Raw genomic sequence first — 16,131 nt, 5'->3', positions numbered from 1 at the left:
GTTCGGGCTTGTCCGGGAGTGTTCGAAGGGCTTGTCGCCGCGCGTGCGGGGCCGGTTTGATCGACAGGCATGATGCAGAGTCGAACGTGGGTGGCGATGGTCGCGGTCGCAACGGCGGCAACGGTTTTCGCCACGACCCCGCCCGCCTACGCCCATCACCGCACGGGGACCGAGCCGTTCCTGCCGTACGCGCAACCGGCAACGCCGCCGAAGAGGGGTTGCGCCACGGTGGCCAACCCGATCGCGCCGACCGGCAGCATCCCGGCCGTGCAGGTGATCTACGCCTGGCACGATGGGGACGCCAACAACTACGAGGCCTCGGTCGAGCAGATCGCGCGCATCGTCGACCGGATCGACTGGATGCTGGACGAGTCGACCAACTACGACCAGCACATCAATCTGAGCTGCCGCTGGGCCGACAACGGGACTTATGCCGACTACGCGCGGGCTCTGGTGGTACCGGAAAAGATTGAATCCGGGTCTAATCCCTTCACGTCGTCGGGAACTGTTCGTGCCGATCTGCACGGCGCGGGATTTGACGACAGCAACCGCTACTATCTCGTGTTCACCGATTTCGAGTCGGAGTCGGACGCCATCCAGTGCCCGACAACGGGTGGGATGTGGTGCTCGGCGGTTGTTGAGCTGTGGGACAGCGGTGTGGCGGGACATGAGCTGCTGCACGTGTTCGGGGCCGGGCACGCCTGGTCGGCAGAGAACGGGCAGGCCTACTTCGCCGACAACATGTATGGCTGGTGGGACTACTGGATGCTCGACCAGGACTTCAACACCTATTACGACCCGAGCGAGACCACGGCATCGTTCTACATCGACCCGGCGCCCTCGACCACCACGGCCAACATCGCCCGGCACCCGGCGCTTACCACGCCGGCGTGTTGCGACGTCGGGTTCAGCAATGACTTGCTGACGGCGCAGGAGCGGACCATCGAGGCGGCCACGCTGACCGGGTTCAGCTTCTCCGGGACGGGGTCATCGATGGCGCTCACCACCACGCGCTACTACGACGGCCGGAAAGCTTTGCAGGTCAACGTGAACGGGACGGCCCAGCCGTTTGTGAGCGTGACCCGGCGCCCGCCGGTGACGGCCGGGCAGACCTACAAGTTCTTCGTCCGGCTGCGGTCGGACGCGGCGTCGAAGAACGCGCAGTTGCAGCTGGGGTGGTACAACTCCGGCGGCACGCTGCTTTCGACGAGTTCCAGCGGCAGCATCGGGCTCCTGTCGACGTGGGAGGAGCGGTCGTTCCAGGCCACGGCTCCGGCCAGCGCGGCGTCGGTGCGGCTGCGCGTGACCACGCCGACCGGGCAGGGCACGTTCACCTACCAGCTCGACAGCCTCCTGCTCAACCACTGCAACCCGACCTGTAGGCCGAACGTCTGACGCCCATTACTTTTGTCATGGGAGAGTCGTGATTCGCGGCCGGGTCTCGCGCCCGGCCGCGCGTCTACGTTGGGACGCATGACATATGCGGTGCATCTCGCCGGGTTGGCCAAGCGCTACGGCGACGTGCGCGCGGTCGACGGGATCGACCTGGTGATCGCGCCGGGCGAGGTGGTGGCCCTGCTCGGGCCGAACGGGGCGGGCAAGTCGACGGCGATCGATCTGGTGCTGGGTCTCATCAAGCCGGACGCCGGGCAGGTGAGCGTGTTCGGGCGGGGTCCGAGGGAGGCGGTGGTGGAGGGTGTGGTGGGCGCGATGCTGCAGGCGGGCGCGCTGCGCGACCATCTGACCGTTGCGGAGACGGTCGGTGAGATCGCGGCCCTGCACGGCAGGCATAGGCGGGTAGGGCAGGTGCTGGAGCGCACCGGCCTCACCGAGCTGGTGACGCCCAGCTACTGGCTGCGCGTGGTCGACCCGGGCCTGGCCGCCGAATCGCTTGCCGCGGGCTCCAGCACGCTGACCCAACGCGAACGCGAAGTCCTCCTCGTCGCCGCCACCGGCGCGACGGTGCGTGACATCGCCCAGCGGTTGCACCTGTCGGAAGGCACCGTCCGCAACCACCTCTCGTCGGCGATCGGCAAAACCGGCGCACGGACGTCAGCCGAAGCGGCCCGCATCGCCGAATCCCGCGGCTGGCTGTAGGCCACCCGCGCTAGGCACTCTTCATCGCTCCGGCCGGCGGTGAGGAGTCACGCCCTCGGCCGACGGCGGAAGCCTGGCCGCGTGCCGCAAGCCGTCGAGATCCACCACCGTGATGCTGCGGTACCCGGTGATGATCAGCCCCGCATGGCGCAGATCGCGAAGTGTCTTCTGCACCGTCACCTCGGCGGTGCCGCACAGGCTCGCAAGCTCCAGCTGGGTGAGTTCGAATCCGATTTCGATGCCGGCCCGGGTGCGGCGCCCATACGCCAAGGCGATTTTCTTCAGCACCCGCGCAATTCGAACCTTAGCCGGGTACGCGGTGAACTCCACCCGGAACTCGTTGGCCCAACGGAGCCGGTCGGCGACCACGCCTGCCAGGGCGAGCGCCGCTTCCGGCCACTTCACCAGGTAGGTCTGGAAGTGCGCCCGGGGGATGACGCTGTATGTGGTGGCCGTGCACGCCGTCACGGTCGCCGAGCGAGGGCGGTCGTTCAGCGCGGACATCTCACCGAGCAGGTCTCCCGTCACTCGGATGGCCAACAGCGACTCGCTCCCGCCGCTGGTCAGCACCGTCACTTTGGTGATCCCTGCATGGAGCAGGATGACGTGATTTTCCGGCACACCCTGATGCAGCAGGGTGTCGCCTGGTGCGGCGCGACGCCGCGAACCGAGGCCGAGCAACGGATCCCGCGCGGCCGGGCTCAGCCGGTGCAGATACGTGCCGGGAGGCCACACGGCCACCTCCTGGCCAACGCCGTTTGTCAATGAGTCCACCTTCCCCATATTCGCTTCAAACCTGCCACAGCGCCGCCGAGGCCGACAGACCCGAGCCGCGGGTCGCGCTCGCCTACCCATTGGAACCGGGCGCGCTGCAGGCGACTACATCGTGGTACGGATTCGACCGAAGTGTCGATTTATGAAATCCGATATTTGTACGGAATCCCGGGACACGAGCCTCGCTATAAGGAATTAGGCATCGGTCGCCCGTCGTGGGCGTCGAACGAGAAGGGGCGGTACGCAGTGTTCGAACCGGATCATCCGAAGCGTTGTGTCCTGGTGGCTGTCGACATGGAGCAATACAGTCGCCGGGACAATCTCGGCCAGTACCGGGCGCAGCAAGCGTTCCATGAGGTGATGACGCAGGCTGTGGAAGCCGTCGGTCTTCGGCGGGGGGATTGGACCACGCAGCAGGCGGGCGACGGCGAGCTGGGCATCCTGCCGCCGGACGCGTCTGAGCCAACCGTCGTAGCCGAACTCGTCCCGGCGCTGGACCGCCTTCTGCGGCAGTACAACCGGGGGTTGCTTCCCGAGGCGAAGGTGCGCTTGCGCGTGGCCATCCATCAAGGCCTCGTTCATCTCGGCGGCGCGAACGGGTTCCCCGGTGACGCGGTCAACGAGGTGTGCCGGCTTCGGGACGCCGATGTGCTGCGCCATGCGCTGAAGACGTTCGGCAACGCTTCGGTCGCGCTCATCGTCTCCGAAAGCATCTTCCGCGATGTCGTCCGGCACGGATACCGCGGGTTGCGGCCAGAACGCTTCGCGCCGGTGCGCGTGAAGGTCAAGGATTTCAATGCGCCAGCTTGGATCTATGTTCCGGACGAAAACGCCAGCACCTTGACCATGGCTGAAGGCGCCGACAACCCGAGCATGGCCGAATCGGCCACAGCGGACGCCATCGCGCCGGTTCCGGCCACCCAACGGGCGCAAGTCAGCGACGCTCCGACATACCAGTTCAACGGAGTCACGACACATGGTCCGGCGGTCTTCGGTCCGGACGGCACCGCCATCGGCACGGTCAATCTCGGTGGGACAGACGGGGCACAGGCATGAACGTCGCCACGGCCGTTGCCGATATCGAGCAGTCGCTCCAACAGCCCGACGGCCTGATCACCCGCGACGCAGAGGACGACGCCCGCGACACCGTGCGATCGTTGCCGGCGAGCATGATCAGGTCGTATGGCATATCGGACAGCGCCTTCCCCGGGCCGTCCGCGTTCGGGCCCGCAGCCACCGCCATCGGCAACATACACATGGTTGCGGCGCGTGCCGAGCGGCGACTCACCAACCAGCCTCTCGATGATTCCGTCGTGCAGGAGCAGATCGACACCCATGTCTCCACGTCGACCCAGCGACGTCTCACCGAACAGATCGCCAGGTACCGGTTGGCATATCAGAGCGGACCGCCGGGCAGCGGGCGTCTCACCGCGGCGCTGGTCGCGCTCGCCGCGATGCATGAGCCGGACCGCATCACGCAACTGTGGTTGATGGACGACAAGCCGCTCCATTCGTACTTCGCCGAGCCGGACCTGTTGCGGCGACGCTTCGGACACGTCGTGCAGCTCGCCGACGCCATGGACGTGGAGCCGTCGGAGCTCGCGCAGCTGAGTACGCTCGCCCGGAAGCACGAAAGCTCCGTCGTCCTGATCGGCGCCATGGGCCCGCGCGACCGCAAACTCACCGAATACCTGGTCGAGCACGACCCGCCAAGCGCTCAGCAGGTATTCCTGAGATGGCTGGATCGCCGGCTGCGCGACCGGGGTGTGTGCGTGGGGCAGTGTGGCGGGTGTGACGGCGGATGCGTGCAGTGGTACGTGGACGAATGCCGCGACCGCTACGCGCCGCACCTATCGGCGGGCACGATGACGGACGCGGTGCGTTTCGCCGAGATGTTCGCGGAAAAGACGCCACACGATACCGAGGCGATCGATTTGCTGGCCGACTGGAGCGAGCTGCGGGTCAAGGCGGTCACACTGTTGAACGCCGATGGGCTGGGCGTTGGTGAGCACCGGCTGCGTCGCCTGGCTCAGCACCAGCGAGCCGCCCGCATCGCCTTCGCCGTATTCGACGGCTACCCGCTCACACGTGTCTTCGAGGCGACCGATTCGCTGCTCAAGCGGATCGATGAGGAGGCGGGCCGGCGACCCCTCGGGCGCACGGTGCTCGAACACGACCTCAACACCCTGGTCGGCGACATGCGCGTCCGGTCGTCGCCCGGCGGATACGACGACTTGACCGGCGCGGCGCGGCTCGCGCAGCTGCGCCAGCCCGGGCTGGTCCGCACCATCCTGGACGTGGTCTGGCACGAGTTCGACAGCGCCCGGCGCCCACTGCTGCTGTGGCTCGACGACCTTGTCGTCAGCGGCGACGAACTCCCTGCCGCCGCGGCCGCCGGGCTGCTGTGCGGGTATGACTTCGGTCAGGTGTACGGGGAACTGCTGCAGAGATGGGCGGCGAGCGATAAGCGGGCCCGGCGGGCTGCCGCCGCACTGGCCTGCGAAATGGCGGTACGCCAGCGCAAGCTGGCCGAGCAGGTCCATGCGCGCCTGCGGGAATGGATCAACAGCGAGTTCGCGTACCTGCGCGACACGGCCGTGCGCACGTACGCGACGGACACGTTCCTGACGCATTATCCACTCGACGCGTTGTCGGTCTTCGAGACATCGGCGCGTGACGATCTGCAGCGCTTGAGCCCGGTCATCCCGATCGGCGTGGAGCGCATCTACCGGTCGAGACCTGTGGACGTGATGAACCGGCTGATGGACTGGGCGGGTTCCGACTACGCGAACCAGCGCACCATGGCCGGCCGGTGTCTGGTGCCGCTGGCGGACGTGGACGTGTCCGAAGCCGGGCAGCCGGTACGACCGAGCCTGCTGTGGCTGACCCACATCGGGCAGATTCCCGTCGACGAACATGCGGCCTTATGGCCGTTCGCGTTGCTCCATCCGGCGACGGCGGGACGCGCCTGGTCCGCGCTGGAACGCTGGATCGACCGCGCCGTGGGAGATCCGGAAACGGTGGACACGCTGCGAGACCTCCTCACCCTGGCGCTGCGGCTCAAGCCGGTTCGCACCCGGGCGATCTTCCACGTCCGGCACTTCTGGCGCAACAGGATGCCGGACAACCCGTTGCTGAACGACCTCGTCAAGCTACTGGAGGATTGACAATGCCCACCACCGACACCGCGTCCGGCGCAGGCCGGCCGGGGATTCTGCGAAGGCTGCTTGCCGATTGGCTGGCGTCACACCCGTCGCCGGCATCGGCCGACCCGCCAGTCATGACGGAGTGCCGGTTTCAGGCGCCGATCGCGGTGCCGGCCAGTGGTGACGCGTTCGACTTTCAAGTACGACCGACGCTCACCTGGTTCGGCAAGGACACCACTGCCCAGACGTTCGAAGAATGGATCGACACGTATACGCCTGACGCGATCCATACCCTGAGACTCCGTATCGAGCCTGAGGCCCGCAAGTACGAGCCGCACCGGGCGCAGCAGCTGGAGGAGAAACTCAACGCGATGCTGGCCGCCCGGGATTGGGAGTTCGGGCCTGCGACAGTCACGTTGACGTGCCGGCCGGAGGTGCTGGTCCTGCCGGACCGGCGCATACGGGAGACCATGCAACCGTTCTGGCGGCGGCGAGTCGAGATGCAAAGCGAGCACGATCTCGCGATGCGTCGCGCCGAGCTCATCCAGGAGCGGACCCAGGCATGGTCGACGATCATGGCCGCGTTGCAGGAGGATCCGCACGCTCGGCACGCCGCTCTTCTCGCCGAGCACAAGGAATTCGCAGAGGTTTTCAAGGAGATGACCCAGGGCCGGAAGGACGAGCTGGTGCGCCTCATCGAGATGCTGGAGAAGGCGAGGCAAAGCTTCAACGGGATCGGCCTGTACGAGTATGCGGAGAGCCTGGATGCGGCCTTGAAAGCGTACCGGAAGCAGGCGGGTCTGGGCTGAAGAGCGTCACTCAGCTCAGTCGGAGGCGCTGCAGCGCAAGGGAGACAAAGCCGAGAAGGGGACGGCTCCAGCCCGTGATGCCGACGGCGAGCTGCGGGTCATCCTTGGCGTCGATGAGGATCGTCAGGGCGGTACCGGGTATCGCCTCGCCGAGCCGATAAGCCAGCGCGACGGCGGCGGTCACCGCTATAGCCCGATCGGCCGACTCCGACAGTTGTTGCAGGTGCCTGTCGATGCGCGGATCGGCGTCTGGAAGGTGGGCCAGAGTCAGATTGGTGCTCGCCACCACCGCAGGATCGGACGCTTGCAGAAGCGCATCCACCGATCGCGGCGTGGCGGGCAACCATGCCAGCAGCGCGGCGGCGCGGGCAGCCACCTCCGAGTCGGGGTCGTTGACCCAGCCGGCGATGGTGTCCACCCGCTCGGCAGCGGCCCGCCACGCATTGCGCTCCCACATGACCGCGGCCATGTCGCCCAGCTCAATAATCTCTTCGTCCGCGTCGTCGAGTGGCTCGTCCCCGTAGACGGCTGCGATGACACGCGCCTCGCCGGCCTCGGTGAGCCCGTCAGCGTCCGCGAACGCCTTATCGGCGTCGAACGGGAGTTCGTCGTCGCGGCGATCCCCGGTCACGGCACCGTCGAGCACGCTCGCGATGGCGCGACGGTCCTGAATGGACGGATCGTCGATCAGCGCGATGAGGAACGGCACGGTCGGAGCGCTGGCCTGCCAGCGGGTGCCCTGGTGATAGACGGCATCCCACACATAATCGCGTGCCTCGTCCCGCACCGCCTTATCGTCGCTGCGCAAGGCCCGCAGGCACTCGGGCATGCGCTCCACCGCTCCGTAGGCCCCATGCAGCCGTTCCCACGCAATCTCATCGACGCCATCCAGCACGACCGACACTGTACCGACCCCTTATCCATCGACGTTCGTCGAGCAACCGTTGTGTGAGTGGGCTCGGTCACACTGCGGGTGTCCGTTTTCGGTGCCGCCGGTGGCGGGTGGGTTGACGCCGCAGGTGGCGTTGTCGTATTCGTCGGGTGGTGTGGATGGGCGTACAGCGTCGGAGGGGGCGCAGACCTCGCGGAAGGGTGAAGGAGGGAATATTGAAGATTGTCACCACAGGTGTTGACGCTCTGCTCGGCGGGATCGGACTGAAGAAGCTTGACAAAAGCTTCGCCCTGGGCTCGCTTGCGACGCGCGAGATTCTTTACGGTCTAGGCAAGACGGTACGGTTCACAGCTGAGAGATTGGTTACGATGAGGCCCACAATCTGCACTTATCTCATAAGGAGAGATATGTGCCGAAGGGGACTGTCATGGCCGTGACCGGGTTCGTGGACATAGCCAGCAGCTTCGCGTCTAGTGCTGCCGGAAACCTCCTCGAACTTGCGGCTGGAGTCGACTGATCATGCGAGCTAGCGGGAGAACCCGCAGGTTGAGTGCCGTATTGGCGATCGCCTTGGCCTTATGCGGCGTCGTTGATCTCCTGCTCTTTAGGCATCGAACGAGCTCCATAGTTCGAGTCGGAATCGCATCAGAGGCTACCGTTATTGACAACCAACACCTATTCTTCGGCCTTCGATGGTTTCGAGTGCTGGTAGTGAAGTACGAAAACAATGGCAGGACTTTTGTTGCCACGATGGGTGATGGTGGGTTCGGCGACCAAGTCGTGCGCTACACCGGGTTGCGGGTGGGTGATCACTTAACGGTCTATGTGGATCAAGAGGACCCGAACAGGACAGCGACGACAGGCGGGCTATCAAGCGAGGGCCGCCGGACCTACCTTCCGTGGCTATTTTGGGGACTGACCATTGCTGTAGGTCAGTTTCCAATTCGGTCTATGTACCGCCGTCTTCGTGGGCTCTCAACAGGTGACCACGCTTCCGGCGAATTGGTTACTCAAGCGGTGGTACACCCAAATCCGGCCTGGGCCGACCGCGCCGACTCATCGGTGTTGGCAAACATTGACGCCGAACAGTTTCGGGTGGAAAAACTCGCGGCCCGTATGGTGTCGAGATATCAGTACGAGATCTGCTGTGTTCCGTTCTTCGCCAAGCAACTGGCACTCGGCGATCTGGTTGAGGTTGGCCGCGGCGGATATGTGGTCCGGAATGTGAAGCCATCCCGGCGCGAGGTCTTCCGGCTCTTGCTCACACAAACAAACGAGGATCAGTTGGAGGCGATCAAAGGCCGGCTGTCTGCGCTTGGCGCGTTGTTCGAATGGTTGCCACTGGGTGTGCTCGCCATCGATTGTGAGAACACAACTGTGGCCGAACGGGTCGCGGCATACATAGCGGAGCAGGGCCTCGGTGATAGAGCCGAGCCTCCGTTTACGGAGTGTAGTGACGCCTCCTCCGAACGCATCGAGAGATGTGGTGAACCAACGTGTGGCGAGGATCGGTTAAGTAAGGCGAGCCGGGCAATTGCCAGCCCGGCTCGGGTCGTGACCGATGAACCGGTCTGGCCAAGATTCGTTTGACCCGTTTGGATGGTGAGGCGGTATCGTGCGATCATGGACCCCTCGCCGACGCCATCGTTGACGGATGAACCTGCGGAGAAGTCGGCGCGGGCACTGCCTACGCGCGTGGACATTGGTGTGTCGGTGGTGGCGTGTGGGGTGGCGCTGCTCGTGCTGTGGCAGGTGTTCTTTCCACTGTCGCCGGGGAGCCAGTTTTACCTGATGATTTTCCTGGCCGGGGTGCTGCCCCTGGTCTTTATCGTGTACGGGGCACTGCCCATTGTGGACGCCGGGTTGGCCGTGCTGGCGCTGGCGGTGTGCGCATATCCGCTGCTTGACTACGACGGCTTCCTGGACCGTCAAGGGCTGCTGGACCCGCTCGACGTGGTCATGGGCGCCGTCCTGCTGCTGTTGCTGCTGGAGGCGTGCCGGCGCACCACCGGATGGGCCCTGCCCATCGTGTGCCTGCTGTTCCTCGCCTATGGATACTACGGCGGCCTGCTCCCGCAGCAGTGGACCATCGCGCACGCCGGGTTCGACTTCGACCAGCTGATCGACGCGTTCTACAACTCGGGCAGCGGGTTCTATGGCACCCCACTCGATGTGGCGGCCACCTACATCGTGCTGTTCACGATCTATGGTGCGGTGCTTGAGCTTTCGGGAGCGGCGCAGTTCTTTGTGGACCTGTCGGTTGCGGCGTTCCGGCGCTCGCGCAGCGCAGCCGGGCGCACCGCAGTGGCGGCCGGGTTTCTGCTCGGCACCGTGTCGGGCTCGGGCGCTGCGACGACCATTGGCGCGGGCGCGGTCACGTGGCCGATCCTGCGCCGCGCGGGCTATCCCGCCGAACGGGCCGGCGGTGTGCTCGCGGCCTCCGGGGTCGGCGCGATCCTGTCACCACCCACCCTGGGCGCCGCCGCTTTCATCGTGGCCGAATATCTCAACGTGTCGTACCTGACCGTGCTCGGCTGGGCGATGATTCCCACCATGCTGTACTACCTGGGCATCCTGCTCGCGGTCGAAATCGACGCGCGGCGGTTCGGGGTGCGGCCGGTCGAGGTGTCAACGCAGTCGGCCTGGCGGCTGCTGGCGCGGTTCGGGTACCACTTCAGCAGTCTCATCGCGATTGTCGTGCTGCTCGCCTTCGACGTGTCGGCCGTAAAAGCCGTGGTTTATGCCACCCTCCTCGCCCTCGTGCTGTCGTTTTTGGACAAGCGCCGCTGGCCCACCGCCAAGACGGTGTTCGACGCGCTCGCTTCGGGCGTGCGCCAGGTGCTTCCGGTCGCCGCGATCTGCGCCGCCGCGGGCATCATCACCGCGGTCACGACCAAGACCGGGCTCGGCTCACAGGTGGCCGCACTGCTCGTGAGCGCGGCACAGGCGATCACCGACCACCCGGCCGCCGTGCTCGCGCTGACCGCCCTTCTCGCCGCGGTCGCCCTCGCCCTGCTCGGCCTGGCCGTCCCCGTCACCGCTTCCTTCATCATCGGCTGGGTCATCATCGGCCCGGCCCTGCTCGACCTGGGCGTGCCCGCCCCGGCCGCGGCCATGTTCGTCTTCTACTTCTCCGTGCTGTCGGAGGTTACGCCGCCCACCGCCCTCGCCTCCGTCGCCGCGTCGGCGATCACCGGCGGGCGCGCCATCCCCACCATGTGGCAGTCGCTGCGCTACGCGCTGCCCGCATTCCTTGTGCCGCTTGCGTTTGTGGCCACCGGCCCAGGCGAGTCACTGCTCGGCCGCGGCGCCGTGACCGACGTGCTATGGGTGGGAGCCGTCGCGTTCGTAGCCGTCGCCGCCCTTGCCGTCGCCACCGGCGGCTGGATGTTCGGCGTGGGCCGGGCCGGGACGCCGACCCGCGTGCTGGCGGGACTGGCCGGGCTTTTCCTCCTGTACCTGCATCCGATCAGCATCGCGGTCGGCGCCGGCCTGCTCGCCGTCGCCGCCGTGGTGGGGTTTGTGTTCAAAACCAAGGGAGATTCCCATGAAATCGTTGCACATTAGCGTCGTCGCGCTCGCCGTGCTGCTTGCGGGCGCGGCCTGCGGCGGCAGGCAGAGCACCGATCAGACCGACACCGGCGCGCAGGTCAACTGCGTGGTCGACAAGGACACCCGGGTCAGCATCGCAACCGGCAACAACACGGGCGTCTACTTCGCCATCGGCAACGCCTTCGCCCAGCAGATTTCGGTGGCAACCGGCGGCAAGGTGAAGGCCACGGCGGCCGAGACCGGTGCGTCCGTGCAAAATATCCAGCAGCTCGTGGCGGGCGACTACCAGGTGGCGTTCTCGCTGTCGGACACCGCCGCCGACGCGGTCGAGGGCAAGGACGCGTTCGCGGGCAAGAAGCAGCCGGTGCAGGCGCTGTCGCGGATCTACAGTAACTCCACGCAGGTGCTCGTGCGCGCCGACGCCGGCATCAACAGCGTGGCCGACATGAGGGGCAAGCGCGTGTCCACCGGCTCGCCCAAGTCGGGCACCGAGGTCATCGCCAACCGCCTGCTCAAGTCGGCCGGCCTCGACCCCGAAAAGGATGTCTCGGCGCAGCGGCTCGACCTGACCAAGACCGTCGACGGCATGAAGGACGGCTCCATCGACGCCATGTTCTTCTCCGGTGGCCTGCCCACGCCGGGCGTCACCGATCTGATGACCACGGCCAAGGACCGGGTGAAGTTTATCGACATCACCCCGCTGCTGGCGGAGATGAAGAAAATCAATCCGGTGTACGAGGCCGGCTCCATCCCGGCCGCGGCCTACGGCACGCCGGCCGACATCCCGACCATCGTGGTGCCCAATGTGCTCCTGGTGCGCGACGACATCGACGCCAACCTGGCGTGCGTGCTGACCAAGGCGCTGTTCGACAAGAAGGACGACCTCGTCAAGGCCAACGGCGCGGCTCGCGGGATCACGCTCGACGTGGCACGCAAGACCGCGCCCGTCACGCTCAATCGTGGCTCGGCCAAGGCGCTCGACACGCTCGGCGCGCCCGCATAAAGCGAACCCAGATGGCGTTGGTGGCCACGCCCTCGCCCGTTCTCCCGAGGACGATCGAGGCCGTGGCCACCTCTACCGCGAGGCGCCCCAGCGGGCGGCCGCTTGACCACGAGATCACCGCTGATCTCCTGGAATGAATGGGCCGAGCCGCTCCGGTACCGTCTGGATGGTGTTGATCGCTCTTGCCGGGCTCGCCACGAGCCATCCCTATACCGATGCCCTCACCCTGCAGGAGCACGCCGAGCTCGCGGTGTGGGAACCGGACCCGCAGCGGCTGGCGCGGTTCCGCGCCGAGCATCCGTCGGCGCTCGTGTTTGGAGACCTGGCCACTCTGCTGGACGCGGGGCCCAGTGGTGTGGTGCTGACCGTGCCCACGCCGCGGGTGGCAGGCGCGCTGGAGCGGGTGCTCGCCCGCGATCTGCCGTGTTTCGTCAACAAGCCGGCCGCGGCGACCGCGGCTCAGCTCGCGGCGCTGGAACCCGTCGTGGCACAGGCTCCGCATCGAGTGCTGTCGTCGTCGGTGCTGCGGTTCGCCCCGCAGTTTGTCCAATTTAGACCCGGCAACGCGTCGATCGCCCGGGTCGCCGTGCGCCACTCGGTGCGGCCGTGGGCCGAGGGGCTCAACCCGTGGCAGGACGACCCGGACCAGGGCGGCGGCACGCTGGTGACCATGGGCATCCACGGCGTCGAGCTGTTGGTGGCGCTTTTCGGTCCACACGTCAGCGTCGCCGGCGCCGCGACGGCCACGCACCGCTACCCGACGCTTCGTTCCGAGGACACGGCCGTGCTGGCGTTGCGCTGGGCGGACGGCCCGCTCGGGGTGGTCGAGGTGCTGGGTGCGGTCGACGACGAGGCGTACGAGGTCGTTGCCGGGGATCGGTCGGTGGTGCTGCGCTCCGGGGACGATCCGGTCGCCGCGCTGGGCTATCGCGGGACCGTGGAGGCGTTCCTGCGCATGGTTTCGGGCGAGCCCAGCCCGGTGCCCTGGGCCGAAACGCGTGCTGTTCTGGCCACGCTCATTGACGCGCGGCGCACCGAGAGGTTACGGTCAGGGCCGTAAATCGGTGTGGGAGGAACGGCATGCAATCGTTGGCACAACTGGAGGAGCGGCTGTCGCGCCCAAGGCAGGCCCTGATCGACGACCTGGGCAAGCTCGACGGCGACATCCTGGTGCTGGGTGCGGGGGGCAAGCTCGGGCCGAGCCTGGTGCGGCTGGCGTTGCGCGGGCTTTCGGCGGCCGGGTCGACCGCTCGCGTGATCGCGGTGTCCCGCTTCTCGGAGCCGGGCCTGGCCGACGCGCTGCGTGCCGAGGGCGCTCACGTGGTCGTCGCCGACGTGGCCGACGTTGCGGCGCTGCCCGACGCGCCCAACGTGGTCTTCCTGGTGGGAGCCAAGTTCGGCACTTCGGGGCGGGAGCACGCGACGTGGGCCACGAACGCATACCTGCCTGGCCGGGTCGCCGAACGGTACAGGGGGTCGCGCATCGTCGCCCTGTCGACCGGCAACGTTTACCCGCTCGTCCCCGTGACCAGCGGAGGCTGCACGGAGCGGACACCGCTCGACCCCGTGGGGGAGTACGCGATGTCCTGCCTCGGGCGTGAGCGCATCTTCGAGCACTTCGCCAGCACGTTGGAGATCCCGACGGCGCTGATCCGGCTCAACTACGCCGTCGAGATGCGCTACGGCGTGCTGGTCGACCTCGCCCGCGCCGTCCTGGCCGGTGACCCGATCGACCTGACCACCGGGCACGCCAACATCGTGTGGCAGGGTTACGCCAACGAGGTCACGCTGCGGGCGCTGCACCACACCGGCGTGCCGCCGTTCGTCCTCAACGTGACCGGGCCCGAAACCGTGTCCGTGCGCCAGGCCGCGCTCGCGATGGCGGCCAACCTCGGGCGAGAGCCGATCTTTACCGGTGCCGAGGCCCCGACGGCCTTGCTCTCCAACGCCCAACTGTGCCATGGACTTTTCGGGTACCCTGATGTGCCGCTCGCCGAGCTGATCGAGCTCACCGCCGACTGGGTGGCCGCGGGACTCCCGCTGCTGGGCAAGCCCACCCACTTCCAGCGGCGCGACGGCAGGTTCTGATGCTCGACACGTTTCGCAAGGGTTGCGTGATCCCCGCGCATCCCTTGGCGCTCACCGAAGACCGGCGCCTCGACGAGCGTCGGCAGCGCGCGCTGACCCGGTACTACATCGACGCGGGCGCGGGCGGGCTTGCCGTCGGCGTCCACACGACACAGTTCGCGATCCACGACCCGGCCGTGGGGCTGCTCGATCCCGTGCTGGAGCTGGCCGCCTCGACCGCGAAGGAGGCCGGGCGGGAAGTGGTGTTGGTGGCCGGGGTTTACGGGCCCACGCGGCAGGCGGTCGCCGAGGCCGAGCTGGCCGCATCGCACGGATACGGGCTTGTGCTGTTGCCCCCGGTTCGCGGGCTCGACGAGGACGAGCTGATCGAACGGGCGCGGGCGGTGGGGGAGGTGCTGCCGGTCGTCGGGTTCTACCTGCAGCCCGCGGTGGGCGGGCGGGAGCTGTCACGCGACTTCTGGACCAGGCTCGCCTCGCTCGACGCGGTCGCGGGCATCAAGGTGGCTCCATTCGACCGATACCGCACCCTCGACGTGTTGCACGGTGTGGCGCGCGCGGGCCGGGTGGGCGACCTCGCGTTGTACACGGGCAACGACGACCACATCCTCGCGGACCTCGTGATGCCGCACCGGGTACGGGTCGACGGGCGCATGCTTGAGGTCGAGTTCGTGGGCGGGTTGCTCGGGCAGTGGGCGGTGTGGGCGCGCCGGGCGGTCGAACTGCTGGCCGACGCACGGGCCGCGCGGGGCGGCGACGACGAGGTGCTGCGCCGGCTGCTCACCCTGGACGGTCACCTCACCGACGCGAACGCGGCCATCTTCGACGCCGCGCACGCCTTCCACGGGTGCATCCCGGGCATTCACGAGGTGTTGCGGCGGCAGGGACTGCTCGCCGGGCGGTGGTGTCTCGACCCGGCCGAGGAACTCTCGCCCGGCCAGCTGGCCGAGATCGATCGCGTGTGCGCGGCCTACCCCCATCTGGCCGACGACGACTTCGTTGCGTCCAATCTGGACCGATGGCTCACCTAACCCCGCCGATCATGAACTTACGTCCATGTTCGGCGGCGTGTCGTGACGTTAACTTCATGATCGACCGGCGACGAGGGGGAGGGGATTCGCGGCGCGTTGTCCGGGATGTTGCTGTGGGCGATGCGGTTGGCTGCGTTATCCGGGATGTTGCTGTGGTTAAACCGTTTACGCGCTGCGTTGTCCGGGATGTTGCTGTGGGAGCGGGTGCGGGGTGCGTTATCCGGGATGTTGCTGCAGGAGCGGGGGCGGGCCGCGTTATGCCGGATCTTGCTGTGGGCGGGGCTGTGCGAGGGGTTCCGCTAGAGCGTAAGGCGATACAGGGTGAGCGGGCGGCCGCTTTCGCCGGAGCTCAGGTGGCCCAGGCGCTGGGCAAGGCCGGCGAGCTCCAGCCGGTGCAGCATGCGGCGGGCCGTGCGCTGCTGCACGCCGAGCTGGTCGGCCACCTCGCGCGTGGTCAGCGGCTGCGACCCCACCGACTGGCGCACCTGCTTGAGCCGCTCCAACGTCGGAATGGACAGGCCGACGCGCTGCGCGATGACCGCCATGTTGGGCGCGCCCCTGCGCGGCGCGGGCGGCTGCTCCGATTCCAGCACGACATCGGTGTCCCCGCGGAACGACAGCACGGCCGCGACCGGCCCGAGCCGCCGTGCCCGCGAAAGCGCCCGCCGGGCAAGGCTTTCCGCCTCGGCCGCGCTGCGCCCGAGGCCCAGCCCCACGCGCACCGTCTCGTGCCGGTCGGCCA

General features: G+C 67.3%; 14 protein-coding genes. 11 read left to right on the top strand and 3 right to left on the bottom strand.

Features of this window, described 5'->3' with window-relative positions; genetic code table 11:
• Nucleotides 1-69: 69 nt before the first annotated feature.
• Together DM816_RS22010 and DM816_RS22005 are read left to right on the top strand one after the other, a co-directional pair.
• Nucleotides 70-1,395 (top strand): carbohydrate binding domain-containing protein, encoded by a 1,326-nt coding sequence (locus tag DM816_RS22010; protein WP_162907694.1) that lies wholly within the window; start codon nt 70-72, stop codon nt 1,393-1,395.
• Nucleotides 1,396-1,473: 78 nt separating this feature from the next.
• On the top strand, nt 1,474-2,097 hold the full coding sequence (locus DM816_RS22005; RefSeq protein WP_117212228.1) for an ATP-binding cassette domain-containing protein: 624 nt from the start codon (nt 1,474-1,476) through the stop codon (nt 2,095-2,097).
• 21 nt (nt 2,098-2,118) lie between these two features.
• Here the strand turns inward: DM816_RS22005 and DM816_RS22000 are convergent, their stop codons facing one another.
• A complete protein-coding gene (locus tag DM816_RS22000) occupies nt 2,119-2,862 on the bottom strand; it encodes a Crp/Fnr family transcriptional regulator (RefSeq protein WP_246002109.1) in 744 nt (247 codons plus the stop codon).
• A 303-nt stretch (nt 2,863-3,165) separates the two neighbouring features.
• On the opposite strand from DM816_RS22000, the gene DM816_RS21995 reads away from it, so the two are divergent.
• Genes DM816_RS21995 through DM816_RS21985 form a run of 3 tightly spaced genes read left to right on the top strand, consistent with a single transcriptional unit; the run spans nt 3,166 to nt 6,826 of the window.
• Nucleotides 3,166-3,927: a hypothetical protein gene (locus DM816_RS21995; protein WP_117212241.1), complete on the top strand. Its 762-nt coding sequence runs from the start codon at nt 3,166-3,168 to the stop codon at nt 3,925-3,927.
• Nucleotides 3,924-6,038: a hypothetical protein gene (locus tag DM816_RS21990; protein WP_117212226.1), complete on the top strand. Its 2,115-nt coding sequence runs from the start codon at nt 3,924-3,926 to the stop codon at nt 6,036-6,038. Before DM816_RS21995 ends, DM816_RS21990 begins: the two co-directional genes overlap by 4 nt.
• Nucleotides 6,039-6,040: 2 nt before the next feature.
• On the top strand, nt 6,041-6,826 hold the full coding sequence (locus tag DM816_RS21985; protein WP_117212225.1) for a hypothetical protein: 786 nt from the start codon (nt 6,041-6,043) through the stop codon (nt 6,824-6,826).
• Between the two features lie 10 nt (nt 6,827-6,836).
• On the opposite strand, the gene DM816_RS21980 is transcribed toward DM816_RS21985, so the two are convergent.
• Nucleotides 6,837-7,721: a hypothetical protein gene (locus tag DM816_RS21980; protein WP_162907693.1), complete on the bottom strand. Its 885-nt coding sequence runs from the start codon at nt 7,719-7,721 to the stop codon at nt 6,837-6,839.
• Nucleotides 7,722-8,429: 708 nt separating this feature from the next.
• On the opposite strand from DM816_RS21980, the gene DM816_RS21975 reads away from it, so the two are divergent.
• From DM816_RS21975 to DM816_RS21950, 6 genes are all read left to right on the top strand, one after another.
• A complete protein-coding gene (locus DM816_RS21975) occupies nt 8,430-9,308 on the top strand; it encodes a DUF4265 domain-containing protein (protein ID WP_162907692.1) in 879 nt (292 codons plus the stop codon).
• A gap of 33 nt (nt 9,309-9,341) precedes the next feature.
• Nucleotides 9,342-11,285, top strand: coding sequence for a TRAP transporter permease (locus DM816_RS21970; protein ID WP_117212222.1), 1,944 nt, complete (start codon nt 9,342-9,344; stop codon nt 11,283-11,285).
• On the top strand, nt 11,266-12,273 hold the full coding sequence (locus tag DM816_RS21965) for a TAXI family TRAP transporter solute-binding subunit (RefSeq protein WP_117212221.1): 1,008 nt from the start codon (nt 11,266-11,268) through the stop codon (nt 12,271-12,273). Before DM816_RS21970 ends, DM816_RS21965 begins: the two co-directional genes overlap by 20 nt.
• A gap of 166 nt (nt 12,274-12,439) precedes the next feature.
• Nucleotides 12,440-13,333 (top strand): Gfo/Idh/MocA family protein, encoded by an 894-nt coding sequence (locus tag DM816_RS21960; protein WP_211588800.1) that lies wholly within the window; start codon nt 12,440-12,442, stop codon nt 13,331-13,333.
• Between the two features lie 20 nt (nt 13,334-13,353).
• On the top strand, nt 13,354-14,361 hold the full coding sequence (locus DM816_RS21955) for an NAD-dependent epimerase/dehydratase family protein (protein WP_117212219.1): 1,008 nt from the start codon (nt 13,354-13,356) through the stop codon (nt 14,359-14,361).
• On the top strand, nt 14,361-15,389 hold the full coding sequence (locus DM816_RS21950; protein ID WP_117212218.1) for a dihydrodipicolinate synthase family protein: 1,029 nt from the start codon (nt 14,361-14,363) through the stop codon (nt 15,387-15,389). The genes DM816_RS21955 and DM816_RS21950 overlap by 1 nt, the downstream gene beginning before the upstream one ends.
• Before the next feature lie 299 nt (nt 15,390-15,688).
• Here DM816_RS21950 and DM816_RS21940 read toward each other — a convergent pair.
• Nucleotides 15,689-16,131 (bottom strand): response regulator (locus DM816_RS21940; RefSeq protein WP_211588799.1); only part of this gene is annotated, 443 nt, incomplete at its 5' end.

The sequence above is a fragment of the Allorhizocola rhizosphaerae genome, assembly GCF_003426775.1.
Classification (GTDB): Bacteria; Actinomycetota; Actinomycetes; order Mycobacteriales; family Micromonosporaceae; genus Allorhizocola; species Allorhizocola rhizosphaerae.
The sequence above is the reverse complement of the archived record's forward strand: the minus strand, read 5'-3'. Positions and strand labels throughout refer to the sequence as shown.